We start from the raw sequence: 23,470 nt of genomic DNA, 5'->3' as shown, positions 1-23,470 counted from the left end.
TTCGAATAAATTTACAAAACCTCTCATACATTGGTATGGGAGGTTTTACAATTTATGAAGAAAATGTTGAAGCAGACAGGATATTTCCTGATTATTATTTTATTACTTCCGTATGTGGTCACGGTGTTCATGAATGGAAACGGAATTAGTGTGAGTCAGGACGGGAACAGTCCCTACGTAACAGTAAAGCGAAATGAGAGTGAGAAGCGGCTGCCGCTTGACGAGTATGGGATCGGGGTGCTGGCAAAGGAAATCGACCCGGAAGTGGGAGCAGAGGCTTTGAAGGCTCAGGCGGTGCTCATTCGTACAAGCATTTATAAAAGTATCCAGGAGGAAGGAAGCGACACGGTGCTGACGAAAGGGTATTGGACAAGAAGTCAGATGAAAACCGGTTGGGGAGAGGGAAAATACGGGGAAAATTATGAGAAACTGAAAAAAGCCTGGGACGATACGAAGGGACAGGTGCTGATGTATAACGGCAGTCTCGCATTTACCCCCTATCATAAGCTGAGTAACGGGAAGACAAGAGTGGGAAATGAGGTGTTCGGGACGGAGGATTATCCGTATCTGGTCATGAAGGATTGTCCCGCCGATGTTGAGGCGGAAGGTGCGATGACGACATCTATGATTCAGGGGACTGATATGGAAGTGACGAAGACGGACAGCGCGGGGTATACGATGGAGATAAGATGCGGTAAGGAAACGGTGGGAGGGGAGCAATTCAGGGATACCTATCATCTGACATCGGCATGCTTTACTCTGCAGGTGATGGATCAGCAGATTCGGGTGACTGTGAAGGGAATCGGGCATGGTCTGGGAATGAGCCAGTATACAGCGGCGAAAATGGCACAGGACGGGAGTACATGCGAAGAGATTCTGAATTATTTTTTTGAAGGGACTACATTGGAGGAAGTGGCGGAGATTGTGACGATGTAGGGTGGAGTAATCCGTATATCATAGGGGTCAAAATATTTTTTGACCTCAACATCATATATGATAGGTAATTGATGTAAGTAGTTTACAATGGCATCTGACTATTATAAAAAATGTCTTCGAATCAGAATAAGGCGTTCATTTTCTGGCAAAAATATGGTCAGAGGTGATGAACATGAACAATAATAATAACAACAAAAAACAGCAGTCCAAAGGGAGAGCAAAAAGACGCGCCGCTGTTGGTCTTGTGACCTGTTTTGTGGCCGTGGTGGCAATTACAGGAGTCTATACATGGAGTAATTACCGTGAGAGGACAAAGCTGGAGATGGAACAGACGAAAGAGGAACTGGAGGCAAGAAAGCAGGCTGCCAAAGATCTGGCGGAGGCGGCAAATGCAGATGCAAAAAAAGCACAGGAAGAGGAAGAAGATACGCAGGATCCCGCCACGGAGGAGAAGGTTCCATTTGCCGGGGAGGAGACGAATACAGAGGAAAATGAGCAGACGGACAGCAGCTCTGCCCAGACATCAGGAAATACATCTCAGGTAAATTTCACAGAGAACAGCCAGCTTTTGTGGCCGGTAAACGGAAATGTTCTGATGAGTTTTTCCATGGACAAAACGGTTTATTTTTCTACACTGGACCAGTACAAATATAATCCGGCTTTGATCTTATCCGGTGCAGTTGGGGATAATGTGATCGCCGCGGCTCCGGGGACGGTAAAATCCATTGATGTATTACCGCAGGTCGGCACGACGGTTACGATCGATATGGGAAATGGGTATGAATGTTTGTACGGTCAGTTGAAAGAGGTTCCGGTGAAGGTCGGAGATTATGTGGCGGCAAGTACGGTAATTGGATATTTGAGTGAGCCTACGAAATATTATAGTGTGGAGGGCTGTAACCTTTATTTTGAAATGCGTAAAGACGGACAGCCTGTGAATCCGATGGATTATATGGCAGAAGAGTAGAAGAAGGGTTTTGCTTTGCAGAATATTTGGGAGAAAATACTGTGGGGCAAAACCTTATTTTGATGGGGTTTTTCATATTGACAAAAGAGGCGTTTCTAAGTATGATAAAAAGGTATTTTCTAAAAGATTTCGGTTTTCTTTTAGCAAGTCATACATGTCGGTTCGACATATTTTTTTGATGGTATAAGCTAGTTCCGCGCTTTCTATGCATAAGCAGAAAGGAAGCATGAGGAAATGAAAAAAAGTATAACAAACGTATTGGGAAATTCAAAAACAAGAGAAGAGGTGCTGCAGGAAATTAAAAGTAATCGGTCGGTGTATCCGGTATTTTTAGATTTGAGGAAAGAGTATCAGGAACAGTTTATAGAGTTTTGTATGGGTGTCCGGGGGATAAAAATGACGTATGATACATTTTTCAAACGTATTTTTAATGCCGAGGCTCACCCGGAGCGGCTTTCCGAAATGCTGTCGGCGATTATAGGGCGTCCGCTTACGGTGAAACGCGCTCTGCCAAAGGAGCATAGCCGTATTACAGAAGCCGGGTCACTTCTGGAATTGGATATTATTGTGGAATTCGATACCGGGGAAATAGGAGACGTCGAAATTCAAAAACTCGGGTATTTATTTCCGGGGCAAAGGGCATCTTGTTACGCATCGGATATGGTGATGCGGCAGTATGAAAGGGAGAAAAGTATTCGTGGAGAAGACTTTACTTATAAAGATTTAAAACGAGTGTATACGATTATCCTGATCGAAAACAGCAGCAAAGAATTCCGAAAGCTGCCGGGGCAATATGTTCACAGGGGAAAGATGCATTTTGATACCGGAATAGAGATGGATTTTCTACAGGAATTTTATTTTATCCCACTTGATGTTTTCTTTGAAATGAAGCATAATGAAAATGAACTATCAATAAAAAATGATTTGGAGGCGTGGCTCTACTTTATCGGCTCGGACAGGCCGGAAGAAATCATGAAGGTGATAGAAGCCCGTCCCAGATTTGCAGAGATGTACCGGGAAGTATGTGAGTTTCGGTATCACCCGGAGGAGGCGATCAGAATGTTTTCAGATGCTCTTAGAAAATTGGACGAGAATACGGTAAAATATATGATTGAGGAGCAAAAGAAGGAACTAGAGGAGTGGAAGAGGGAAGTAGAGGTCCAGAAGAGGGAAGCAGAGGCGCAGAAGAAGGAAGCAGAGGCGCAGAAGAAGGAAGCAGAGGCGCAGAAGAAGGAAGCGGAGGCGCAGAAGAAGGAAGCGGAGGCGCAGAAGAGAGTGAATCAAAAGCAGAGTGAGGAGCTGGAAGAGCAGAAAAAAGCAAATCAGAAGCAAGGTGAGGAACTGGAAAGGCAAAGGAAAGAGATAGAAGAATTGAGAAGGCTTCTTGCCGAAAAAAAGGAATAGTAATATCTGTTGATTAAAAACTTCAAAGGTCCCGCAGCTTTTAACTGGCTGATGGGACTTTTGAAATTGTCAAATATGCCTGGGTAAACGCTTTGTGGAGGTTTGTCATGACTGCCAAGTGAGTTTAAGTGAAGATTTGGCGGTATTACAGGTAGAAAGTAGAGGACATGTCAGGTGAATTATACATATATCGTAAAATGCAGTGACGGCAGTTTATACACTGGCTGGACGAATGATATTGAAAAACGGATTGCGGCACATAATTCCGGTAAGGGTGCGAAGTATACGAAGACAAGGCGTCCGGTGGAGCTGGTCTATCTGGAAAAGTTTGCGACAAAGGAAGAGGCGATGAAACGGGAATTTGCGATTAAACAGCTGAGCCGGGCTAAGAAAGTAGAATTGGTTTTGACATGGGAAAGATAGTCTCTTTGTATAAATGATGTTGGGGTCAAAAGGTATTTTGACCCTGATATCCCCCGGAGGGGCCATGATTCGAAGAATCATGGTACTATAATTACTAAAGTAATGAATACATTACAACAAAATGGCAGGCACTTCCACCCATAACGAACAGATGAAAGATTTCATGGCTGCCGAAATTCTTATGGCGGCTGTTAAAAATCGGAAGTTTCAGTGCATAAATGATGCCGCCAATCGTATAAATGATGCCGCCGGCCAGAAGCCACCCGAATTCGCTGGTGGTCAGATTATTCAAAATCTGTCCAAACGCCAGTACGCAGGTCCAGCCCATGCCGATATACAAAATGGAAGAGACCCATTTGGGGCAGTATACCCAGAATGCCTTGATCAGAATTCCGGCGATTGCGATGCTCCATACGATAGCCAGGAGCATGAACCCTGTCCTCTTCTCCAGTACCAGAAGGCAGATCGGTGTGTAGCTTCCTGCAATCAATACAAAAATCATCATGTGGTCTATTTTTTTCAAAATCGTAGTCAGCTTTTTAGAGCCGTCGAAGGTGTGGTAAGTCGTGCTGGCCGCATATAAGAGGATCATGCTGGCTGCGTAAATGGTAAGTGAGATCAAATATAGTCTGCTGGGCTCATGTGCAGCCTTGATCAGAAGAGGTACGGCTGCAAAGATGGCCATTAACATTCCGATAAAATGTGTGATGGCACTTCCGGGGTCTTTAATATGTTTACTCATAATGTTACCTCCTTTTTGGTTAGGGTATGAATATTTTTTATCGCTGTGCATACCTAAGCGAAGAATCTCTTTGTATATAAAGAAAAGTAGCTCTTCTTTTGATTGACAAGTAAAAATGTTTGTGCTAATTGCTGAAATATCTATTTATTTATCATAAAAACATGATGAAGTTAACGATACTTTTAAATATAGTATTTAAAACTACATTTAGTATATGTGTATATTACACCTATTATGTATAAAATGCAAGTGCTAAATTAAATATAATAAATGTTTCGATTTCCTGGTGTAGTAGTGTAGGGATTTGTACTTAGAGAGACTTGTCAAACAGCCAAGATAATAGGTCTAAGCCTGTCAGTGATAGGCAGACTTTAAAACTTCCTTGTATAAAACAGGGTATTCGGTTATCATATGTAGTAGGAATGCTAAGTGTTACGATTCCACCTATGCGCAATTCCGTTTGTATTAGGTTATCATATGTAGTAGGAATGCAGAAGCCCGGAATGCGATAGTGGCAGTAAGAGAGCAAATGCTAATTCTATGGATTGGGGAAAAGGTATGGATTATAGGAGTGAATATCAGAGTAAATTAAGAACGCCGGAAGAAGCGGTAAAAGTGATAAAGAGTGGAGATTGGGTCGACTATTCTACGAATATCGGATTTCCGAAATTATTGGATGCAGCGCTTGCAAAGCGCAGGGATGAATTGTGGGACGTAAAGATCAGAGGGAACCTGATGTTTGGACCGATTCAGACGGTAGAGTGCGATCCGACAAGGGAACATTTTTTTTATAACAGCTGGCATTGCTCGGCATATGAGAGAAAGCTTTGTGATAGGGGACTGTGCAATTATATTCCGATGATTTTCAGGAACGTCGTTCCGTATTATCGGCATTTCCTTACCGTGAATGTGGCGATGATGTGTGTGACTCCGATGGACAGGCACGGGTATTTCAATCTTTCCTCGGCTACGGGAGTTGCGAAAGGAATTTTGGAGAAGGCGGATATTGTAATTCTGGAGGTAAATGAACGCCTGCCGAGGATTTTCGGCGGATTTGACGAGAGTATTCATATTTCTGAAGTGGATTATATTGTGGAAGGAGAGCATGAGCCGCTGCCGGAATTTCCAATCGCATCACCTACAGAGGAGGATTTGAAAATAGCGGGTCTTATTGTGCCGATGATCAAGGACGGCGCGACGCTTCAGCTCGGAATCGGCGGGATGCCTGACGTGATCGGAGCAAAGATTGCCCAATCGGATCTGAAGGATCTGGGAATGCATACGGAGCTTTGTTCGGATGCGTATTATGAGTTGTTTAAGAGCGGAAAATTGACCAACCGAAGGAAGACACTTCACCGGGGGAAGGGAATTGCAGGAATTGTTTTTGGTTCTGGATGTCTGTATGACTGGGTCGCTGAAAATCCGGGAATTGCAATTGCACCGCTGGAGTATGTCAATGCGCCGGAGGTCATCGCGAGGCTTGATAATATGGTCTCTATCAATAACTGTATTGCAGTGGATCTTTATGGACAGGTGTGCGCGGAGAGTGCGGGGATGCGTCATATCAGCGGAACCGGAGGCCAGTTGGACTATCTGACAGGGGCGTCGATGGCAAGAGGCGGGAAAGCGTTTATATGTATGACTTCTTCCTTTATAGACAGGGAAGGCGAGAGAAAATCAAGGATTTTACCGCATTTCGGCGGAGATATCGTTACGGACCCGAGAAGCCAGGCGTATTTTATTGTGACGGAGTATGGAATCGTGAATCTTGCAGGCAGAAGTACGTGGGAGAGGGCAGAGATGCTGATTTCGATTGCACATCCGGATTTCCGGGATGAATTGATCAAAGCGGCGGAGGAACAGAAGATTTGGAGAAAATCGAATAAACGGTAAGCGGAAATTAATGAGAATATTTCACAAGAACAGGGAAGTTTTGCGTATCGCGAGGACGAGGGAATATGGAAAATATAAGATTTGGCCGTCGAAACGCTGACAAGGGATAAGACCATTATCATGATTGCCCACCGTTTAAAGACGGTGCGGAATGCGGATCAGATTTAATATCAACCTTGCTGCAATCAATTAAAAATCTGATGGATAATTTAGGGCTGACAGCAGAACAGGCAATGAATGCGATGGGTGTTTCTGAAACAGACCGCAAAAGCATATTACCATTTATTTAAGATACGGGTTTGAAAAAAGTGAACGGTATTTATCATTTTGAATAGATACCGTTCTTTTTTTCTGGAATGCTATTTACAGAGAAAAATTTCAGGAAACAGAGTTTGAACTCTATGGGGGACATGCCAAAACTGAACCGTTACAAGAAGACACCTTTCAGGGGGAGGATGTCAGAAGCCGCCATCATGCATTATTTGCGGAAACATTTTTTCGCCTTTTGGGGCAAAGTCCCGAGTTACGCATAACGCAAATAATTCAGTAAAAACAGGATAAATCAGGAATCTACGACGACTCGCTGGTTTCTTAGTGGTACAAACTTTTAACTCTCAAGGAAGTAAAAACAGGTGCATATTTTCTGATTAGTTTGTTGTCTGGTATGATTTTATGTGATATAATCGAAAAATATAGATATGTTTATAGTGCAGTTGAGCCGTTTACCGGCGAAAGCTGTTTTTTGTTATGCCTTATGGCAACACCAACTGTATGAATGTTTTTAATTATGAATGTTTTTTAATATTGAACTGATTTTTATTCCGCCGTACACTCCTGAGATGAATCCAATTGAACAAATTTGGAAAGAGATCAGAAGAGTCGGTTTTAAAGTTGTTGACAGGCTTTGCGATGCTATATGCTCATTATCTAAAAATGCTATCAAAAGTATTACTGGTCGCGATTGGATTTTATCCTGCTTTTAAATGAAGATTAGTATAAAGTGTTTTCTTCTGCGATAGCTCCCTTACCCCGAAGAAGGAAGGGGCAAACCTGGGTGCTGACGCGCCCTGAGGCTCCAACAAAAATTGTTCTGCTGTCAACCTTCAAGAACGCAATAGAAAGAGGAACTGAAATGATTAGACGAAAACTTGTGCAAAATCAGAAGGAAATGAATACGGTATCTAACAAACGTCCAACAGGCTGGCTGCGGGGCGCCTCTATGTCAGCACTGCTCCTGGTTTCAGTCGTCCTTATATTTGTGATGATTCACTTTTATTATGTGGAGCTGGACAACCAACTGTTTGTCGAGAGAAGCAACCACCTTCAGGAAATTACGGAGAAGGTTGCTGATATTTATGACATCACCATTGCCAGATCATGGGACAGTGTGAATACTCTGGAGCAGTTCCTCTCTATGGAAGGGGGCCAGGCACGGACTGAGGACGAGCTTATGCAGCGTTTGAAAGACATGAGCCGTTTCCGTGCCTCCCAGGGCAACATCTTTCTGCTGCTTGACAACGATTTCCGCTACTATACCTCGGACGGCAGCAAGGGCTATTGGAGAGAGCTTCCCATGATTATCAAAAACCAAAGCCAGACTCAGGAATTGATCACAACGCTGCCCTACCAAAGCAGCTCTCTTACTTACCTTTGTTTTTTGAAGCAGTTGCCTGAGAAACTTGTGCTGGAGGCAACCGGCAAATCTATCACCTACGTGATGCTGGCGGTGGATATCCACTCGATTAACGATGGTTTTTCTGTCAATACCTTTGGAAGCGGAGGTTATACATATATCGTAAATAGTGACGGCCGCGCACTTTTTGTCCCGGACGATGCCGACAGTCGGTTCAAGGCATACAATATCGTCAATGCGCTTGAAGACGCGGAATTCATCCATGGCGGCACTGTGGAGGACTTCCGGTCAACCGTCCAAGGCATCGAGTCGATTGTGCTGGAATTTCGCAGTGATGGGATCGACTATTTCGTATCCTGTCATAGCGTCGGCAGCGAGGGCTGGAGTACCCTGATGTTTGTGCCCACAAGCGTCCTGGGAGACAGCGCCGACCATATGCTGGAGAGCACCCGCCGATTCTTCACTGTCCTGGGAGTGCTGCTGATCCTTGATTTCTCGTGCCTGGTGTTCTACCTGACTGATAACCGCAACCGCAAGCTCATGGAGCAGAAGGAGGAGTCCAACCGGATACTGAAAGAGGCGGCAGAGGAAGCACGCAACGCCAATAGGGCCAAGAGCGAGTTCCTCTCCCATATGTCCCATGACATCCGTACTCCCATTAACGGTATTATGGGTATGACGGAACTTGCACTCAAAAACGTATCCGATGCCGTGTGGGTGCAGGATTGCCTGGGAAAGATTCGCAATTCCTCACAGCATCTTCTGTCGTTGATTAACGACGTGCTGGACATGAGCCGAATCGAGAGCGGAAAGGCTACCGTCAACTCCGCACCCATGAACATGGGCGCCACCACAGACGAATGCGCCTCCATTATCGGTGGCCAGCTTCTGGGCCGCGATGTAGAGCTGATTCGGGAATTTGGCAGCTTTGCGCATCCAAATCTCATCGGAGACGAGCTGCACCTGCGTCAGGTACTCATTAACATCCTGGGCAATTCGGTGAAATTCACGCCGGATGGCGGCAAGATCTACTTCCGCGTCAAGGAAACCGGCAGTGCTGATGGCAGGGCGCACTTCCACTTTGAAATAGAGGATACCGGCATCGGCATGAAGCAGGAGTTCCTGCAGCACATCTGGGAGCCCTTTGCGCAGGAGGACGGCGGAAATCGGACAACCTACAAGGGAACCGGCTTGGGCATGGCAATCACCAGGCGGTTTGTGGACATGATGGGCGGAACCATTACCGTGGAGAGTCGGCTTCATGAGGGAAGTAAATTTGGCATTGATCTCAGCTTTGACATTGACCAGCATGCCGTTTCCGCCGCCGAGACGCCGGAGGAAACCGAGCTTCATCTGGAGGGGATGCGGGTCATGCTGGTGGAAGATAATGAAATCAACATGGAAATTGCCCAGTTCATGCTGGAGGATGTTGGTATTACCGTTACCTGCGTGGAAAACGGCCAGCTTGCTCTGGAGCTGTTCCAAAGCCATGCGGCGGGGAGCTTTGACGTGATACTGATGGATATCATGATGCCTGTCATGAATGGGCTGGATGCCACAAGGGCCATCCGCGCACTCGATCGTCCGGATGCCAAAACAATTCCGATTGTAGCTATGACTGCCAATGCCTATGACGAGGATGTTCGTCGGGCCCGGGAGGCGGGAATGAACGATCACCTGGCAAAGCCCATTGATACCGACCTGCTCTACCGGACACTTGGTGAACTGTACCATCGTCCGAAGGCGTAGGAGTATGCCCATACATCAAATTAACGTTTAGGAGAAAAAACACATGAAAAAGAACAACCTACGAAAAAAACTAGCGGCGGTCTGCCTGTGCGCTGCAATGCTGCTTTCCATTACTGCCTGCGGCGGCAAGACGCCGAATTCGTCCGGCAGCGGTGATGATGAAGCAGTCGCTTTAAATCTTCTGGAAGTCAATAACGACTACTTCCGGAATTTCACAAAGGCAGTCAAAAGCAGCGCTCCTGATATGCCGATGAATATTGAGTATTACAGTGGCTCAAATCCGTCGGGCTACATCAATCAGAGGCTGGCGAGTCAGGATCCGCCTGATATTGTCTATTTGAGCGGTACGCCATCAGAGGAGTTCCAGAAGAAATACCTGTTGGATATTTCCGGCTATGATTTTTTGAAGAATTACAATCTCTCCCTTGTCAATCAGCGCGACGTCGACGGAGCGGTGTACACAGTGCCTGCCAACTACTCGATCATCTGTATGCTGTACAACAAGACGTTGTTTACAGAGCACGGTTGGAAGGTCCCCACTACGCACAGTGAGCTGGTCGCTCTGTGCAGGCAGATTCGCGAGGAGGAGCCCGGGCTTATACCCATCACCCATTCAGGTTCTATGGCAGGTACCTATTGGCGGCTTATAGGCGAAATGGCGCAGTGCGGTTTCCTGGGTACTCAGGACGGCATGCTTTGGCAGGAAAAATTTGTTACGGGTGAGGCGTCCTTTGAGGAAGGCTTTGGTGACACCATAAATAAGCTACAGGCACTGATCGACGCAGGCGCGTTTGATATTGCGGATAAGGAAGCAAAAAACAACGATGTGACCGACAACCTTTTGAATCGCAAGGCTGCCATGTCCTTTACGATTGGCGGTTTTCCTTACCTGGTGGAGAATCTCAAGAACTGCCAGGACGAAATCGGCGGTATCCCGTACCTCGGCGACACTCCCGAACAGCAGTTCCTTAATGTTTCCGTGAACAACATTGGCATTAGCAAGAAGCTTTCCGAGCCGGGCAATGAGAAAAGGCTGGAGGCAGTTCTGAAGACTATGGAATATCTTTCTACGGAGGAGGGACAAAACACTATGCATGTGGCGGTAACCGATATTTCTCCGTTAGCCGGCAGCGTTCCGTCCGAAGCATTTCCGCCTTATAAGGACGTATGGGATGTGTTTAATTCCGGTTCAGCCGCTCCCTACATTCTCGAAGGCTATGAGGACATATGGGTAGAAGCCGGCATGTTCGTCAAGAACGAGTTATTCACCAGCAGCAGTCTGGACGGGCTTTCCGAGAAGATGGACGAGCTTCACAGGCAGGCGACAGGCAGCGATAGCAACGCGCCCGTTCATGTGGCGGCAGTCCCTGAAGATCTGACTCACCCGCAGACCGTTCAGTTAATGGCGGATCTGATGCGAGGCGCGGGCGGCGACGTGGCTGTTGTTTCAGACGGCGGTGCGAAAGGTGGAGTACCTAACACGGGCGGCGTAAGCGGCAGACTTCTCGCAGGTGAGCTGGATCATGATAACTACAGCACCTGCATTCCAGGCAACTCTGGAAACACACTTGTAAAACTTACTCTCACAGGTGAGGAACTGTTCCGTTTGCTTGAAAACGGCAGAACGATGATCTATGAAGAGAAAAGCGCTGTGTTTGATTACTATTGGTCGGGCATGGACGCGGTGATGGAAAATGGCAAAATCACATCTGCTGTTCTCTCGGACGGCAGAACGGTTGAGAAAGACGGCGAGTATCAGGTGATGATCTCTTCCGTAGACTATGACGCAGAAACGTACGCTGGCGGAGAAGATACAGGCTCTGTCATAAAGGAAGCTTATTTGGAGTTTATGACAGACAAGACCCTTACTGCTCCGGAGAAGCTGTGCAGATAAGGAGTGAACTATGAAAAAGCTGATTTCTTTCTGTCTGACGGTCCTATTGGTTCTTTCCTTCACGGCATGTGATTCTACGTCGGACCCGAACAACACACCTTCTGAGGAAGAAAATGTGTGCCTGAGCGTGCTGGGCATCAACACAGATTATTCACGGAATTTCATCCAGGTGATCCAGGCGCATTTTCCCGATGTGAAGCTGCAGGTTGAGTATTATGCTGCGCCCAATAATGGTTCGGGGTATGTGGACCGACTCCTTGAAAGCGGCAATGGCCCCGACATCGTCTATTCCGGGGCGCTTCTTAAGGAAGAGCTGCAAAAAAAGTACCTGCTGGATCTGTCTTCTTACGACTTTGCCGGTCAGTACAGTGTGTCCATCATGAACCAGAGGGATATTGATGGCGCGCTCTATATGCTGCCGGGGACGTATTCTGTCTTTTCCATGCTGTACAACAAGTCATTGTTTGAGGAAAAGGGTTGGACGGTTCCCACCACCAATGACGAATTTACCGCCCTGTGCAGGCAGATTCGTGAGGAAACGGATATCATTCCCGTCACGCACTGCGGTTTTGCTGTGGGCACATACTGGCGGATGCTGGGCGCGCTGGCTCAGAGCGGCTTTTTGAGCACGTCGGAAGGGGCGGAATGGACGAAGGCATTCCGTGAGGGGAAAGTATCCTTTGAAACAGGCTTTGGCGATGCCCTTCGGATGATGCAGGGCTGGAAGGATGCCGGCGTGCTGGATGCGTCAGATGGGACATCCAGTATTAACGATTCGTACGCGAAGCTGATGAATCGGGAGGCAGCCATGGCATACACCGTAGGCGGGCTTGCCAGTCTGAGCAAGGCAATCGCAGACTGCGAGGACAAGATCGGAGCTTTCCCCTTCCTGGGGGAGGACCGGGACAGCGGCCTTTTGACTACCTCTATGAATTTCAACTTTGGCCTGAGTAAGGCCCTGGGAGAGAGCGGCAACGAGCAAAAGCTGGCGAAGGCACTGGATATCATGGCATTTCTTTCCTCCGAGGAGGGGCAGAAGGAGCTGGCTGTTCTGGATACAGACGTATCTCCGCTGGGCAAAAAAACGCCTCCCGCGGAAAATACGCCGTATGCTGACGTGTGGGAGCTGGTGGAAGGCGGAGACTGCCTGCCCTACCTCATGACAGACTACTACGACATCTGGGTGCAGTGCGGCAGCGAGCTGAAGGAAGCTATACTGGGGAACGGCTCTCTGGAATCCATTGCCCGGGATATGGATGAGCTTCATCAGAAAGCGCTGACGGATCAAGATTTAGTTCAGCCGCTGGCTACGGTCGAGGAGGATATGACCCATCCCCAGACGGTGCAGGTGATGGCGGATCTGTTGTATGAGATGGGGGCGGATGTGGCAGTCGTCTCGGACGGAACCTTTATCGGCAATGTAGCGAACACCACGGGGGTAAGCGGCCGGCTTTTTGCCGGGGACATCTATCAGGAGTCGTCTTACAATATCAATATTCCCGGCGCGCTAAACAAAAGCATAATGCGCCTTACCCTGACAGGCAGGGAACTATTTGCACTGCTGGAGGGCGGCCACAGCGTTACGGAGGGCAGTGAAACAGCGGTATTCGACTACTACTGGTCGGGAATGGACGCAGAGATGAAAGACGGCCGCATTGTTTCAGCCGTTCTCCGAAACGGAACACCCGTGGAGGAAAGCGGAACCTATCGGGTGTTGATATGCAAAGGCGACTACGCCCCGGCGGTTTACCAAAGTGGCGAAGATACAGGTATAATCGTATCGGATGCATACCTCAATGTTATGGAGGGAAAGACCCTTACTGCTCCCGGTAAGCTTTGCAGATAAGCAGGGCGCTGCGTATTATTCGTGAGATTGAGAACTGATTGAACTGTATTCGATTACCGCTATCTTTATGATGAACCGCATTTCCTTCTGTAGCAGGAGGTTAGCGAGGTTGGCAATTATTTTTTCTATTATTAAGGCGATAGCCGCCGCAGTGTGAAAAAAGTCATACCCTTTGTTTGGGGTATGACTTTTCTTTCCTTCATTTTAATGTATACTTAAGTAAATGTTCAGTAGACATCTATCCTCAGTATATGTATATCGCCTGTGGTCTATCCGAAGTATCTCTTAAGAAGTCCTTCGAATGCTTTTCCGTGGCGAGCCTCGTCTCTTGCCATCTCATGAACGGTGTCATGGATTGCGTCAAGGTTAGCAGCTTTTGCACGTTTAGCAAGATCGAACTTACCAGCAGTTGCGCCGTTCTCTGCTTCAACTCTCATCTCAAGGTTCTTCTTGGTGCTGTCTGTTACAACTTCGCCAAGGAGCTCTGCGAATTTAGCAGCATGCTCAGCTTCTTCGTAAGCAGCTTTTTCCCAGTATAATCCGATCTCCGGATATCCTTCTCTGTGAGCAACTCTTGCCATAGCAAGGTACATACCAACCTCAGAGCACTCGCCCTCGAAGTTTGCACGAAGATCAGCGATGATGTCTTCGCTAACGCCCTGAGCAACACCTACAACGTGCTCAGCAGCCCATGTTCTCTCGCCGCTCATCTCTTTGAACTTGTCAGCTCCAACGTGGCACTGCGGACATTCAGCCGGTGCAGCCTCTCCTTCGTAAACATAACCACATACAGTACATACAAATTTTTTCATGTTTTTGATCTCCTTTATATTTTATTTTTTAAAATCAGTAATAGTTACTGATTTTAATTTAGCATACTTTGTATTCATTGTCAACCGATTAATGAGAATTTATTTTTATTTCACATTTTTTATTTTTATCTTATTCCTGAGCGTTGGCAGGTCAGGAATTGTCAATCATAATCAGGATTTTTTAATACAATCTCCACAGGTCCCATAAAACAAAGTTGTGTGGGAATCAATAATTCCGTCAAAATTCTGGGAAGCCATTGAATTGATCTCTTCCATATTGTCAAGGAACATATCCTGAATATTGCCGCAGCATTTACAATAGAAATGCGAATGTGGATCGGTGATTGCATCAAACCGGTCGCCGCCGTCTGGTGCGGTAATCTTCATGGCCTCTCCGATATCTGCAAGCAGGTTCAGGTTACGGTAAACGGTTCCCAGACTGATGTTGGGAAATTCCTTCTTCACGTGCAGATAAACGGTATCTGCGGTAGGATGGGCCGTGGTAGATGCAAGATACTCTTTGATTGCTTCGCGTTGTCTGCTGAATTTTAAATTTGCCACGGGAGATCCCCCTTTCTGCTGATAATAGTAATAGTTACTATATTCAAGATAGCGAAAAAATGATTTATTGTCAAGAGCTTTTCTAAATTTTTGTATTGTAAAATTAGTTTGCAGTATACAGAGGTAAAATGGAATAAAGTTCGTAAATGTGTCAATACTGTTAAAAGGTATTGTAACAATTTGTAACAAATATGTCGACAATTTGACGATATTTGGGAAGTTATCAGCTCTTGTGACGAACGAAAATAAAGAAAATATGTTGACATAATGGAATATAGTTGATATAATATCATCGTAACAAATGTAACAATTCTGTAATATTTACAAAAGATAAGAATACATAAAGGAGGGAGATTTATGCATTCAAGTCTTAGGAAGGGATTGTTCCTGGTTACATGTTTGGGAGCAGTGTCAATTACGGCACCTCCGGTGTATGCGGCAGATGAGACAGATATTTTTGCTGGAAATATGCCGGGAGTCGGGATTGAAGCGGTACTAAACGACTGTTATTCACAAAATCAAAATATAAAAGTAGAAGATTATTTAGTACCGACAAACAAGGGTGAGTATTTAGATATGGCGTTTGCCAATGTCACGAGCTTCCTGTATATAAGGAGCCAGCCTACAAAAGAAAGTGAATATGTCGGAAAACTTTATCCGGGATATGCGGCGAAGATCATCGGTCCGGTTGGAGAATGGACGCCGATTCAGTCCGGGGAGGTCACCGGGTATGTGAAGACGGAATATATCACCGTAGGCAACGAGTCTGAGAAAATTGCGGACGAGCTGGTAGCGGAGGCCGGAAGCGAGGAGGAGGCATTTACTTATGCTGAATCCAGAGAGCAGGAGGAAGCGAGATTAAAGGCAGAGGCAGAGGCGGCTGCCAAGGCGGAAGCAGAGGCGAAGGCCAAAGCAGAGGCGGAAGCAAAAGAAAAAGCATCAAGTGGGCAGGCGGTTGTAGATTATGCCTGTCAGTTCATAGGGAATCCCTATGTGTGGGGAGGTACAAGTCTGACAAACGGTGCGGATTGTTCCGGTTTTGTTCAATCCGTGTTTGCACATTTTGGAATTAGTATGCCGCGGACTTCTTATGAACAGAGAAGTGCAGGGGTCGCGGTCAGCTATGATCAGGCGATTCCGGGCGACGTAGTCTGCTATGACGGACATGTTGGAATTTATATCGGAGATGGGCAGATTGTAAATGCAATGAACCCGGCTCAGGGAATTGGAATTTCACCCGCCACTTATACGACAATACTGGCAGTCAGAAGAGTCTTGTAGGAAGAATGTGTTTTAACAAAAGTTTGAAATGTCAGACAGAAAAATCCGGGAAAATTATTCCGGATTTTTTTCATGGAAAAAAATAGTCGAAATTAGTGAGCAAAATATCTAAAAACGTAAAAAGCTGTAGATTTTATCAAAAATGGGTTATCCAAGTTATCCACACAAAAAGTGCTGAAAAACGTGGAAAAATCGTTTGGAAATCCAAGTTATCCACGTTATCCACACAAAAACATATGTTTTTGGTGGACAACTCGGAATAAAAAAAGAACAGACGTTTTGGAGATAATATATAAAAATCACTTTTTGTCGATTCATTTTGAAAAAAATGTTGACATTTAAGTAATCTAAAACTGTATAAAAATGAATGGCTAATTAGGGTGTACGATGATAAATTGTCAGACAATAGTGAGAAATGAAAATGTTTCACTGTGGAGGCGTAAAGGGAAAATGTTTTGTTATGAGAAGGGAAAGTAAGAGTGAAGTAGGAGGTCGGGATTAATGAAAATCGATGAAAAATAACGATAATAACCGATATTTATCTAAGTTCATCGAAAGGCTTGCAATAGGGAAAAAAGGGTGTATACTTCTAGGAACTTAAGTATCTGGAAGGAGGAATGGTTAGATGGCTGGAAGGTTAAAAGAATATTTCCCTATGATTCGCGAGCGCAGGGAACTTTTGGAGGAAATTGGAAAAAGGAAGGATTTAGAAGCGGTATATGAGTCGTGGACTTTGGAACAGAAGGAAGAGTTTCTGGATTTTTGTACAGGAGCCCGGGGCGTGAAAATGTTGTATGACTCATTTTTTAAGGAGATCCTGAACCCGGAGAGTACGCCGGAACGGCTGGAGGATCTGGTATCAGAGGTGTTTGGGCGAAGAGTGCGCATTTTGCAGGTGCTGCCCAATGATTCGGTGAGGCTGGCGGATGAAGGGTCGCTATTGATTACGGATATTATCGTAGAGATGGAAGATGGATCTGTGATAAATCTAGAAATTCAGAAGATAGGATATAAATTTCCGGGGCAGAGATGCGCATGTTATTCGGCAGATATGCTACTTCGGCAGTATAAGAGAGTGAAGAGCCGGAGAAAGAAAAAGTTTAGTTATAAGGATATTCGCGGTGTGTACACGATTGTTTTGTTTGAGAGGAGCACGAAGGAATTTCAGGAATATAAAGACAAATACAGACATCATTTCAGGCAGAGATCGGATACGGGGCTTGAACTGCCGCTCCTGCAGGAATTTTACCTGATTCCGCTTGACATTTTTCAGGAATGTTATCACAATAAAGGTATAAGCAGCAGGTTGGACGCGTGGCTGGCATTCTTGTGTATGGACTCCCCGGAAGTAATAGAGGAAATCATTGAAGCTTATCCAGAATTCCGAGAGTTATATGAACATGTATACGAGATCTGCCGGAATATCGAAGAGGTGATGACGATGTTTTCGAAAGAATTGTTGGAATTGGACAGGAACACGGTGCAGTATATGATTGATGAGATGCAAGATGAGATAGATGAACAGAAAGGGACAATAGATGAGTTGAAGGGAACAATAGATGGTCAGAAGGAGACAATAGATGAGCAGAAGGAAACAATAGATGGTCAGAAGGAAACAATAGATGGTCAGAAGGAGATAATAGATGAGTTGAAGGGAACAATAGATGAGCTGAAGAAAATGATTGATGCGCTAAAGCAACAGACTCAGGGACTAGGGCAGGCTGAGTAGGTATGTGTATGAGATTTGCCGGAATATCGAAGCATCTACCATCAAGTCAAAAAAGCAGGGCAGATAAAGTTTATCTCTACAACATATACGGATTTTCGAGGGAATTCTTTGGATAATGGTTGCCAAGTAAAAAAAGAGGTATTATAATAGAGAGTACGAAAAATAAAGGAGGCGTCACAATGGCAGTACAGGTTACAAAAACAATGACCATCGGAGAATTACTCCAGACTGCACCTCAGGCAGCACCGATTCTTATGGAGATCGGAATGCATTGCCTTGGCTGCCCATCTGCTCAGATGGAGTCATTAGAGGAAGCAGCTATGGTTCACGGAATTGATTCAGATTTGTTAATTGAGAAGATCAATGCGTATTTAGCTGCAAATGCATAAGATGTGCATGTGAATATCTAGGACAGGCTCGAGGGTCTGTCCTTTTTCAGCTATATCATACAGTATTATAACTAGTACATCGTACTCGAATTAACTTATTTGAAAGTAAATGGCATAATACACTGGCATAATGCACAAAAACCATAGTGAAAAAATGTAACTAAATAACAAAAATAATAAAACGGATTGACAGGAGTGCTCTATAAATCTATAATGAAATCAAGTTATGAAACGGGTTTCAAGAAACAGAGCGGAGGAACAAATGGCAAGCATAAGAGAAGTGGCAAAATTAGCTGGCGTTTCCCCGTCCACCGTATCAAGGGTAATGAACGGGACTGCCAGGGTTGATGAAGAAAAAAAGCAGAGGGTTCTGGCGGCGATTGATGAAACGGGTTTCAAACCGAATGAATTGGCAAGAGCTTTATATAAGAAATCATCTAAAATTATCGGAGTAATTGTTCCGAATATAGAAAACCCCTTTTTCAGTGAATTGGCAAAGGCTGTGGAAGAGGAGGCATACAGGAATGGTTATAGGATTCTGCTCTGCAATTCTAATAACAATACGGAAAAAGAGATGCTGAACATTCAGATGCTGAATCGAATGAATGCAGACGGGATCATTATTATTACAAATAGTGATTATACGGCGCAGGAAATTACCAGGTTTGATTTACCGGTAGTAGTAGTGGACAGAAAGTTAAAGAGCAGTGGCGAGATCGCCTATATTGAGGCCAATCATTACAAGGGCGGCAAACTGGCGATGGAACATCTGCTTGAGTGTGGCTGTAAGAATATTGTTTGCATGAGAGGTCCTCAGGAGTACTCCAGTGGTTTTATGAGATACCGTGGTTATCGGGACGTGTGTGCACAGTATGATATCAAAGAACAGTATATCGACTGTATTTATGATTACGAAGCAGGTCTTGAAGCGGCGAAGAAATTAGTGCATGACTATCCCAATGTAGATGGGATTCTTGCCTGCAACGATATGGTGGCAATTTCTGTTTACAAGATTCTTGACAAAGAGGGATACCAAATACCCGATGATGTTCAACTCATAGGATTTGATAATGTCAGATCCAGTTGGCTTATGACGCCGGAAATCACGACGATCCGGCAGCCGATTACTGATATGGGAACATTGGCGACTCACATTATCATGCGTTATGGAAATGGGTTGCCGTTTCAAAAAGAAAATATATTTGATGTTTCATTGGTGAAACGTCAGACTACAAGAAGAAAGGAGAAGTAAGTATGAAACTTGCAGTCGTAGGAAGTATCAATGTGGATATGACCGTTACGGCAGAGAGGATTCCGCTCAAAGGCGAGACTCTGATGGGCGATTCTATCAGCTACATTCCAGGTGGAAAAGGAGCGAACCAGGCAGTTGCGATGGCAAAACTGGGTGCGGAGGTGGAGATGTTCGGCTGTGTAGGTGATGATGCAAATGGCAGGAAAATGCTGGATAATCTGAACCAGATCGGTGTAAAAACGTCCCACATTCAGGTCCTTGAAGGTGTTCCGACCGGAATTGCCATGATTACGGTAGGCGATAACGATAATACGATCGTTGTGGTGCCGGGTGCAAATGGACTGGTGGACCGCGCTTATGTAGACGGCATTAAGAAGGAATTAAAGGAGTTCGATATGGTTGTATTGCAGCATGAGATTCCGCTGGATACCGTCCACTATATCGTAGAATTCTGCTATGAACAGAAGATCCCGGTTGTTTTGAATCCTGCTCCGGCAGCGGCAGTACCGATGGATATTATTGAAAAGGTTACGTATGTGACGCCGAACGAGCATGAGGCAGTTCTGATTTTTGGAAATGAATTGACAACGGAGGAGCTGCTGAAGAAGTATCCGGAAAAGTTGGTCATTACACAGGGATCAAGAGGAGTTTCCACCTGCCTTAAATCAGGGGAAGTGCTGAAAGTACCTGTCAGACCGGCAAAGGTGGCAGACACCACAGGCGCAGGAGATACGCTGAACGGTGCGTTTTCCGTGCAGATCGCAAAAGGCGCAGACATCAGGGAGGCGCTCATTTACGCAAATACCGCAGCGAGTCTGTCTACGGAAAAATTCGGCGCTCAAAGTGGAATGCCCTCGGCTGGGGAGGTTGAAAAGGAACTGGGGAGGTAACCGGAATGAAGAGAAAAGGAATTTTAAATAGTGATATTTCCCGGGTATTATCCTATATGGGACATACGGACAGGATTTGCATCGGTGATTGCGGTCTTCCGATTCCTGAGGAAACGGAGAGGATTGACCTTGCCGTAAAATTCGGTATGCCCTCTTTCATGGAAGTATTGGAGGAAGTCTGCCGGGATATGGCAATTGAGAAAATTGTTCTGGCAGAAGAAATCAAGGAGAAGAACCCTGAGATACTCAGCAGGATATACAATTTTTTTGCTGATTCTGAAACCGGTTTCAGACCGGAAGTGGAATTTGTATCTCATGTGGAATTAAAGAAAATGACAGAGGAATGTAAGGCTGTTATACGAACGGGCGAGACAACGCCGTATGCAAATATCATTCTTCAGTCCGGCTGTATTTTCTAAAAGGAGGGAAAAACATGCAGATTGAGATGCGTGGGATTGACAAGGCATTTGGAGGCAATGCGGTTTTAAAAAATGCCGGTTTTCTACTGGATCATGGAGAAATTCATGCTCTTATGGGCGAAAATGGAGCTGGTAAATCTACGCTGATGAAGATTTTAACAGGTGTATATACCAGAGATGCCGGAACCGTAATTGTTGACGGCAAGGAAGTGTGCTATAAGAATCCGCAGGAGGCTGAGAAGGCCGGGATCGTATTTATTCACCAGGAACTGAATGTCCTGTTCGATCTGACAGTAGAGGAGAATATGTTCCTTGGGAAAGAGATCAAAGGAGCACTTGGCATATGTGATAAGAAAGCTATGCGCCGGGAAGTAAAAAAGGTTCTTGACAGGCTGGGAGTCAGTATCGACCCGGCTCAAAGAATGAGTGAGCTGTCGGTAGGGCAGCAGCAGATGATTGAAATCGCGAAGGCTCTTATGGTGGACGCTAAAGTCATTATCATGGATGAGCCGACGGCGGCGTTGACGCAGAGTGAGACAGAGGTTCTTTTTCAGGTAGTGAATTCACTCAGAGAAAAAGGCGTTTCTATCGTTTACATTTCCCACCGTATGGAGGAAATCTTTGAACTGTGCGATAGGATTACGGTACTTCGGGATGGTTCTTATATAGGAACAAAGAAGATTGCCGAGACAGACATGAATGATGTCGTAAAAATGATGATCGGCCGTGAGATCGGCGAGCGTTATCCGGCAAGAAATAACGTAGTGGGAGATGTCATATTTGAGGTCAGGGACCTCACCTGTCCGGGAGTTTTCAAAAATGTTTCATTCCAGGTACACGCCGGAGAGGTCCTCGGTGTGTCAGGGCTTATGGGAGCCGGAAGAACAGAGATCATGCAGGCTGTTTTTGGAAATATGCCGCATGTGACCGGAAGTATTTTCCTTGAAGGCAAGGAAATCCATAATAAGAATCCGCAAACAGCCATGATGAATGGAATTGGATTTATTACGGAAGACCGTAAGGTGGAAGGCCTGATGTTGGAAGAGAGCATTATGAAGAATATCTCCCTTGCAAATCTGGGGCGTATTTCCAGGATGGGCGTTCTTAATAAAAAAGGAGAGCAGGATCTGGTAAAGAAAGGAATTGAGGAGTTACATATTCGTTGTTTTGGACCACAGCATGAATGTAATAACCTAAGCGGTGGTAATCAGCAGAAAGTAGTATTTGCAAAATGGATCTATACGAATCCAAAGGTCCTGATTCTGGATGAGCCGACCAGAGGTGTGGATATCGGAGCAAAAAAAGAAATCTATAACATTATCAATGACCTGGCTTCCCAGGGTGTTGCGGTTATCATGGTTTCTTCCGAGCTGCCCGAAGTATTGGGTATGTCTGACCGGGTCATGGTCATCAGAGAGGGAGAAGTTAGGGGCACATTAAGCCGCGAAGAGGCGGATCAGGAAAATATTATGATTCTGGCGACAGGAGGGAATCTATAATGAAGGAGAAAAAATTAAGTAATGTTTTACAGGATCTCGGCGCATTGATTGCGTTGGTCCTGTTGGTGGTAGTAATCGGAATTATCAGTCCGGAATTCAGGACAGTAGGAAACTTTTTGTCACTGCTTAGACAGTCATCTATTAATGGATTTATTGCGTTTGGTATGACTTGTGTTATTTTGACCGGCGGAATTGATCTGTCAGTTGGTTCTGTTCTGGCTCTGACTACGGCGCTCTGTGCGGGATTTATTTCAAAAGGAATGCCTGTGGCGCCGGCAATGCTTCTGGCATTAGTGCTGGGTATTGTTTTTGGAATGATCAGTGGTATTTTTGTAACAAAAGGACGGCTCCAGCCATTTATTGCGACACTCATTACCATGACCGTCTTCCGGGGACTTACGATGATCTATATGGACGGGAAACCGATTTCTAATCTGGGTGACAGCTATTTACTGAAATTTGTGGGTAAAGGAAATATCGCCGGAATTCCGGTACCGGTCATTTTGTTCGTTGTTATTTTTGGGATTTTTATGTTTGTTCTGGAAAAGACAACATTTGGAAGACGCATCTATGCGACAGGAAGCAACTGGCAGGCGGCTAAGCTGGCAGGCGTGAACATTGACCGGACCAAACTTGCAGCGTATGCTATTTCAGGATGTATGGCAGCGCTTTCGGGTCTGATTCTTCTGTCTCGTCTGGGCTCTGCACAGCCGGTTCTTGGTGAGGGATTTGAACTGGACGCCATCGCTTCCGTAGCCCTTGGCGGAACCAGTATGAATGGTGGACGCGGAAGAATCTGGGGAACCTTCGTAGGTGTTCTGATCATTGCAGTTTTAAATAACGGATTAAATATTTTGGGCGTATCTTCTTATTACCAGGATGTAGTAAAAGGAATCGTAATCCTGATCGCGGTATTATCGGATAGAAAACGATAAAATTACACCGGCAGGTGTTGAGATAAATGTGTGAAAATGAAAAATAAAAATCAGGTAGTGTCAAGTAATCTATGAAAAAACGAGTCGAAAAAAACAGGCTTGAATGAACCTTGAAAATTGCAAATATATCTCACGGTAAGCCCTCCGAAGGCTCGAGGCTCTGCCCTAAGAACCCGCAAGGGGCCAGTTCCTTGACTCATTTCGGGCTCTGCCCGA

The 23,470-nt window shown here is 45.4% G+C and carries 19 protein-coding genes and 1 pseudogene; 17 read left to right on the top strand and 3 right to left on the bottom strand.

Annotated elements, in window-relative coordinates; genetic code table 11:
• The first annotated feature begins 54 nt into the window (after window positions 1-54).
• The 4 genes from ABXS75_01330 to ABXS75_01315 all read left to right on the top strand — a co-directional run bounded on the left by ABXS75_01330 (window position 55) and on the right by ABXS75_01315 (window position 3,730).
• The gene (locus tag ABXS75_01330) at window positions 55-936 is read left to right on the top strand and encodes a SpoIID/LytB domain-containing protein (GenBank protein XCP85486.1); all 882 of its coding nucleotides are present in this window, start codon (window positions 55-57) and stop codon (window positions 934-936) included.
• A gap of 172 nt (window positions 937-1,108) precedes the next feature.
• Window positions 1,109-1,903: a peptidoglycan DD-metalloendopeptidase family protein gene (locus ABXS75_01325; protein XCP85485.1), complete on the top strand. Its 795-nt coding sequence runs from the start codon at window positions 1,109-1,111 to the stop codon at window positions 1,901-1,903.
• Between the two features lie 234 nt (window positions 1,904-2,137).
• Window positions 2,138-3,307 (top strand): PD-(D/E)XK nuclease family transposase, encoded by a 1,170-nt coding sequence (locus ABXS75_01320; protein ID XCP85484.1) that lies wholly within the window; start codon window positions 2,138-2,140, stop codon window positions 3,305-3,307.
• 174 nt (window positions 3,308-3,481) lie between these two features.
• Window positions 3,482-3,730 carry a GIY-YIG nuclease family protein gene (locus ABXS75_01315; GenBank protein XCP85483.1) on the top strand — a complete coding sequence of 83 codons (249 nt, stop codon included), beginning with the start codon at window positions 3,482-3,484 and terminating at the stop codon, window positions 3,728-3,730.
• A gap of 94 nt (window positions 3,731-3,824) precedes the next feature.
• Here ABXS75_01315 and ABXS75_01310 read toward each other — a convergent pair whose 3' ends face one another.
• Window positions 3,825-4,472, bottom strand: a complete 648-nt coding sequence (locus tag ABXS75_01310; protein ID XCP85482.1) for a hemolysin III family protein — start codon at window positions 4,470-4,472, stop codon at window positions 3,825-3,827.
• 558 nt (window positions 4,473-5,030) lie between these two features.
• Between ABXS75_01310 and ABXS75_01305 the strand changes: the two genes are divergently transcribed.
• From ABXS75_01305 to ABXS75_01285, 5 genes and pseudogenes are all read left to right on the top strand, one after another.
• Window positions 5,031-6,365, top strand: coding sequence for an acetyl-CoA hydrolase/transferase C-terminal domain-containing protein (locus tag ABXS75_01305; protein XCP85481.1), 1,335 nt, complete (start codon window positions 5,031-5,033; stop codon window positions 6,363-6,365).
• Window positions 6,366-7,165: 800 nt separating this feature from the next.
• Window positions 7,166-7,348, top strand: a pseudogene (locus ABXS75_01300) (IS630 family transposase).
• Window positions 7,349-7,497: 149 nt separating this feature from the next.
• The gene (locus ABXS75_01295; GenBank protein ID XCP85480.1) at window positions 7,498-9,747 is read left to right on the top strand and encodes an ATP-binding protein; all 2,250 of its coding nucleotides are present in this window, start codon (window positions 7,498-7,500) and stop codon (window positions 9,745-9,747) included.
• Window positions 9,748-9,790: 43 nt separating this feature from the next.
• The gene (locus tag ABXS75_01290) at window positions 9,791-11,641 is read left to right on the top strand and encodes an extracellular solute-binding protein (protein ID XCP85479.1); all 1,851 of its coding nucleotides are present in this window, start codon (window positions 9,791-9,793) and stop codon (window positions 11,639-11,641) included.
• A gap of 10 nt (window positions 11,642-11,651) precedes the next feature.
• Window positions 11,652-13,487 (top strand): extracellular solute-binding protein, encoded by a 1,836-nt coding sequence (locus ABXS75_01285; GenBank protein XCP85478.1) that lies wholly within the window; start codon window positions 11,652-11,654, stop codon window positions 13,485-13,487.
• A 269-nt stretch (window positions 13,488-13,756) separates the two neighbouring features.
• Here the strand turns inward: ABXS75_01285 and ABXS75_01280 are convergent, their stop codons facing one another.
• Both ABXS75_01280 and ABXS75_01275 read right to left on the bottom strand, forming a co-directional pair.
• A complete protein-coding gene (locus ABXS75_01280; GenBank protein XCP85477.1) occupies window positions 13,757-14,299 on the bottom strand; it encodes a rubredoxin-like domain-containing protein in 543 nt (180 codons plus the stop codon).
• A 171-nt stretch (window positions 14,300-14,470) separates the two neighbouring features.
• The gene (locus ABXS75_01275; protein XCP85476.1) at window positions 14,471-14,860 is read right to left on the bottom strand and encodes a transcriptional repressor; all 390 of its coding nucleotides are present in this window, start codon (window positions 14,858-14,860) and stop codon (window positions 14,471-14,473) included.
• Window positions 14,861-15,217: 357 nt separating this feature from the next.
• Here ABXS75_01275 and ABXS75_01270 point away from each other — a divergent pair, with 357 nt between their 5' ends.
• The 8 genes from ABXS75_01270 (at window position 15,218) to rbsC (ending at window position 23,254) form a co-directional block, all read left to right on the top strand.
• Window positions 15,218-16,141, top strand: a complete 924-nt coding sequence (locus ABXS75_01270; GenBank protein ID XCP85475.1) for a C40 family peptidase — start codon at window positions 15,218-15,220, stop codon at window positions 16,139-16,141.
• A 625-nt stretch (window positions 16,142-16,766) separates the two neighbouring features.
• Window positions 16,767-17,870 carry a PD-(D/E)XK nuclease family transposase gene (locus ABXS75_01265; protein XCP85474.1) on the top strand — a complete coding sequence of 368 codons (1,104 nt, stop codon included), beginning with the start codon at window positions 16,767-16,769 and terminating at the stop codon, window positions 17,868-17,870.
• A 179-nt stretch (window positions 17,871-18,049) separates the two neighbouring features.
• Complete coding sequence (locus tag ABXS75_01260; protein XCP85473.1) at window positions 18,050-18,259, top strand: DUF1858 domain-containing protein; 210 nt, start codon at window positions 18,050-18,052, stop codon at window positions 18,257-18,259.
• A gap of 262 nt (window positions 18,260-18,521) precedes the next feature.
• Window positions 18,522-19,511 (top strand): LacI family DNA-binding transcriptional regulator, encoded by a 990-nt coding sequence (locus ABXS75_01255; GenBank protein XCP85472.1) that lies wholly within the window; start codon window positions 18,522-18,524, stop codon window positions 19,509-19,511.
• Window positions 19,512-19,513: 2 nt separating this feature from the next.
• Window positions 19,514-20,401 (top strand): ribokinase, encoded by an 888-nt coding sequence (gene rbsK, locus ABXS75_01250; GenBank protein ID XCP85471.1) that lies wholly within the window; start codon window positions 19,514-19,516, stop codon window positions 20,399-20,401.
• Between the two features lie 5 nt (window positions 20,402-20,406).
• Window positions 20,407-20,820, top strand: a complete 414-nt coding sequence (gene rbsD, locus ABXS75_01245) for a D-ribose pyranase (GenBank protein XCP85470.1) — start codon at window positions 20,407-20,409, stop codon at window positions 20,818-20,820.
• A gap of 14 nt (window positions 20,821-20,834) precedes the next feature.
• Window positions 20,835-22,319, top strand: coding sequence for a sugar ABC transporter ATP-binding protein (locus tag ABXS75_01240; GenBank protein ID XCP85469.1), 1,485 nt, complete (start codon window positions 20,835-20,837; stop codon window positions 22,317-22,319).
• The gene (rbsC, locus tag ABXS75_01235) at window positions 22,319-23,254 is read left to right on the top strand and encodes a ribose ABC transporter permease (protein XCP85468.1); all 936 of its coding nucleotides are present in this window, start codon (window positions 22,319-22,321) and stop codon (window positions 23,252-23,254) included. The genes ABXS75_01240 and rbsC overlap by 1 nt, the downstream gene beginning before the upstream one ends.
• The last annotated feature ends 216 nt before the right edge of the window (window positions 23,255-23,470 follow it).

The organism is Roseburia hominis, from assembly GCA_040702975.1.
GTDB lineage: Bacteria > Bacillota > Clostridia > Lachnospirales > Lachnospiraceae > Allocoprococcus > Allocoprococcus hominis_A.
The sequence above is the reverse complement of the archived record's forward strand: the minus strand, read 5'-3'. Positions and strand labels throughout refer to the sequence as shown.

What these genes read in the sequence shown, in the direction of transcription:
- ABXS75_01240 (XCP85469.1), top strand. Translation starts at nt 20,835, where the DNA reads ATGCAGATTGAGATGCGTGGGATTGACAAGGCATTTGGAGGCAATGCG.
- ABXS75_01280 (XCP85477.1), bottom strand. Translation starts at nt 14,299, where the DNA reads ATGAAAAAATTTGTATGTACTGTATGTGGTTATGTTTACGAAGGAGAG.
- ABXS75_01260 (XCP85473.1), top strand. Translation starts at nt 18,050, where the DNA reads ATGGCAGTACAGGTTACAAAAACAATGACCATCGGAGAATTACTCCAG.
- ABXS75_01290 (XCP85479.1), top strand. Translation starts at nt 9,791, where the DNA reads ATGAAAAAGAACAACCTACGAAAAAAACTAGCGGCGGTCTGCCTGTGC.
- ABXS75_01305 (XCP85481.1), top strand. Translation starts at nt 5,031, where the DNA reads ATGGATTATAGGAGTGAATATCAGAGTAAATTAAGAACGCCGGAAGAA.
- ABXS75_01270 (XCP85475.1), top strand. Translation starts at nt 15,218, where the DNA reads ATGCATTCAAGTCTTAGGAAGGGATTGTTCCTGGTTACATGTTTGGGA.
- ABXS75_01310 (XCP85482.1), bottom strand. Translation starts at nt 4,472, where the DNA reads ATGAGTAAACATATTAAAGACCCCGGAAGTGCCATCACACATTTTATC.
- rbsD (XCP85470.1), top strand. Translation starts at nt 20,407, where the DNA reads ATGAAGAGAAAAGGAATTTTAAATAGTGATATTTCCCGGGTATTATCC.
- ABXS75_01320 (XCP85484.1), top strand. Translation starts at nt 2,138, where the DNA reads ATGAAAAAAAGTATAACAAACGTATTGGGAAATTCAAAAACAAGAGAA.
- rbsC (XCP85468.1), top strand. Translation starts at nt 22,319, where the DNA reads ATGAAGGAGAAAAAATTAAGTAATGTTTTACAGGATCTCGGCGCATTG.
- ABXS75_01285 (XCP85478.1), top strand. Translation starts at nt 11,652, where the DNA reads ATGAAAAAGCTGATTTCTTTCTGTCTGACGGTCCTATTGGTTCTTTCC.
- ABXS75_01325 (XCP85485.1), top strand. Translation starts at nt 1,109, where the DNA reads ATGAACAATAATAATAACAACAAAAAACAGCAGTCCAAAGGGAGAGCA.
- rbsK (XCP85471.1), top strand. Translation starts at nt 19,514, where the DNA reads ATGAAACTTGCAGTCGTAGGAAGTATCAATGTGGATATGACCGTTACG.
- ABXS75_01330 (XCP85486.1), top strand. Translation starts at nt 55, where the DNA reads ATGAAGAAAATGTTGAAGCAGACAGGATATTTCCTGATTATTATTTTA.
- ABXS75_01295 (XCP85480.1), top strand. Translation starts at nt 7,498, where the DNA reads ATGATTAGACGAAAACTTGTGCAAAATCAGAAGGAAATGAATACGGTA.
- ABXS75_01265 (XCP85474.1), top strand. Translation starts at nt 16,767, where the DNA reads ATGGCTGGAAGGTTAAAAGAATATTTCCCTATGATTCGCGAGCGCAGG.
- ABXS75_01255 (XCP85472.1), top strand. Translation starts at nt 18,522, where the DNA reads ATGGCAAGCATAAGAGAAGTGGCAAAATTAGCTGGCGTTTCCCCGTCC.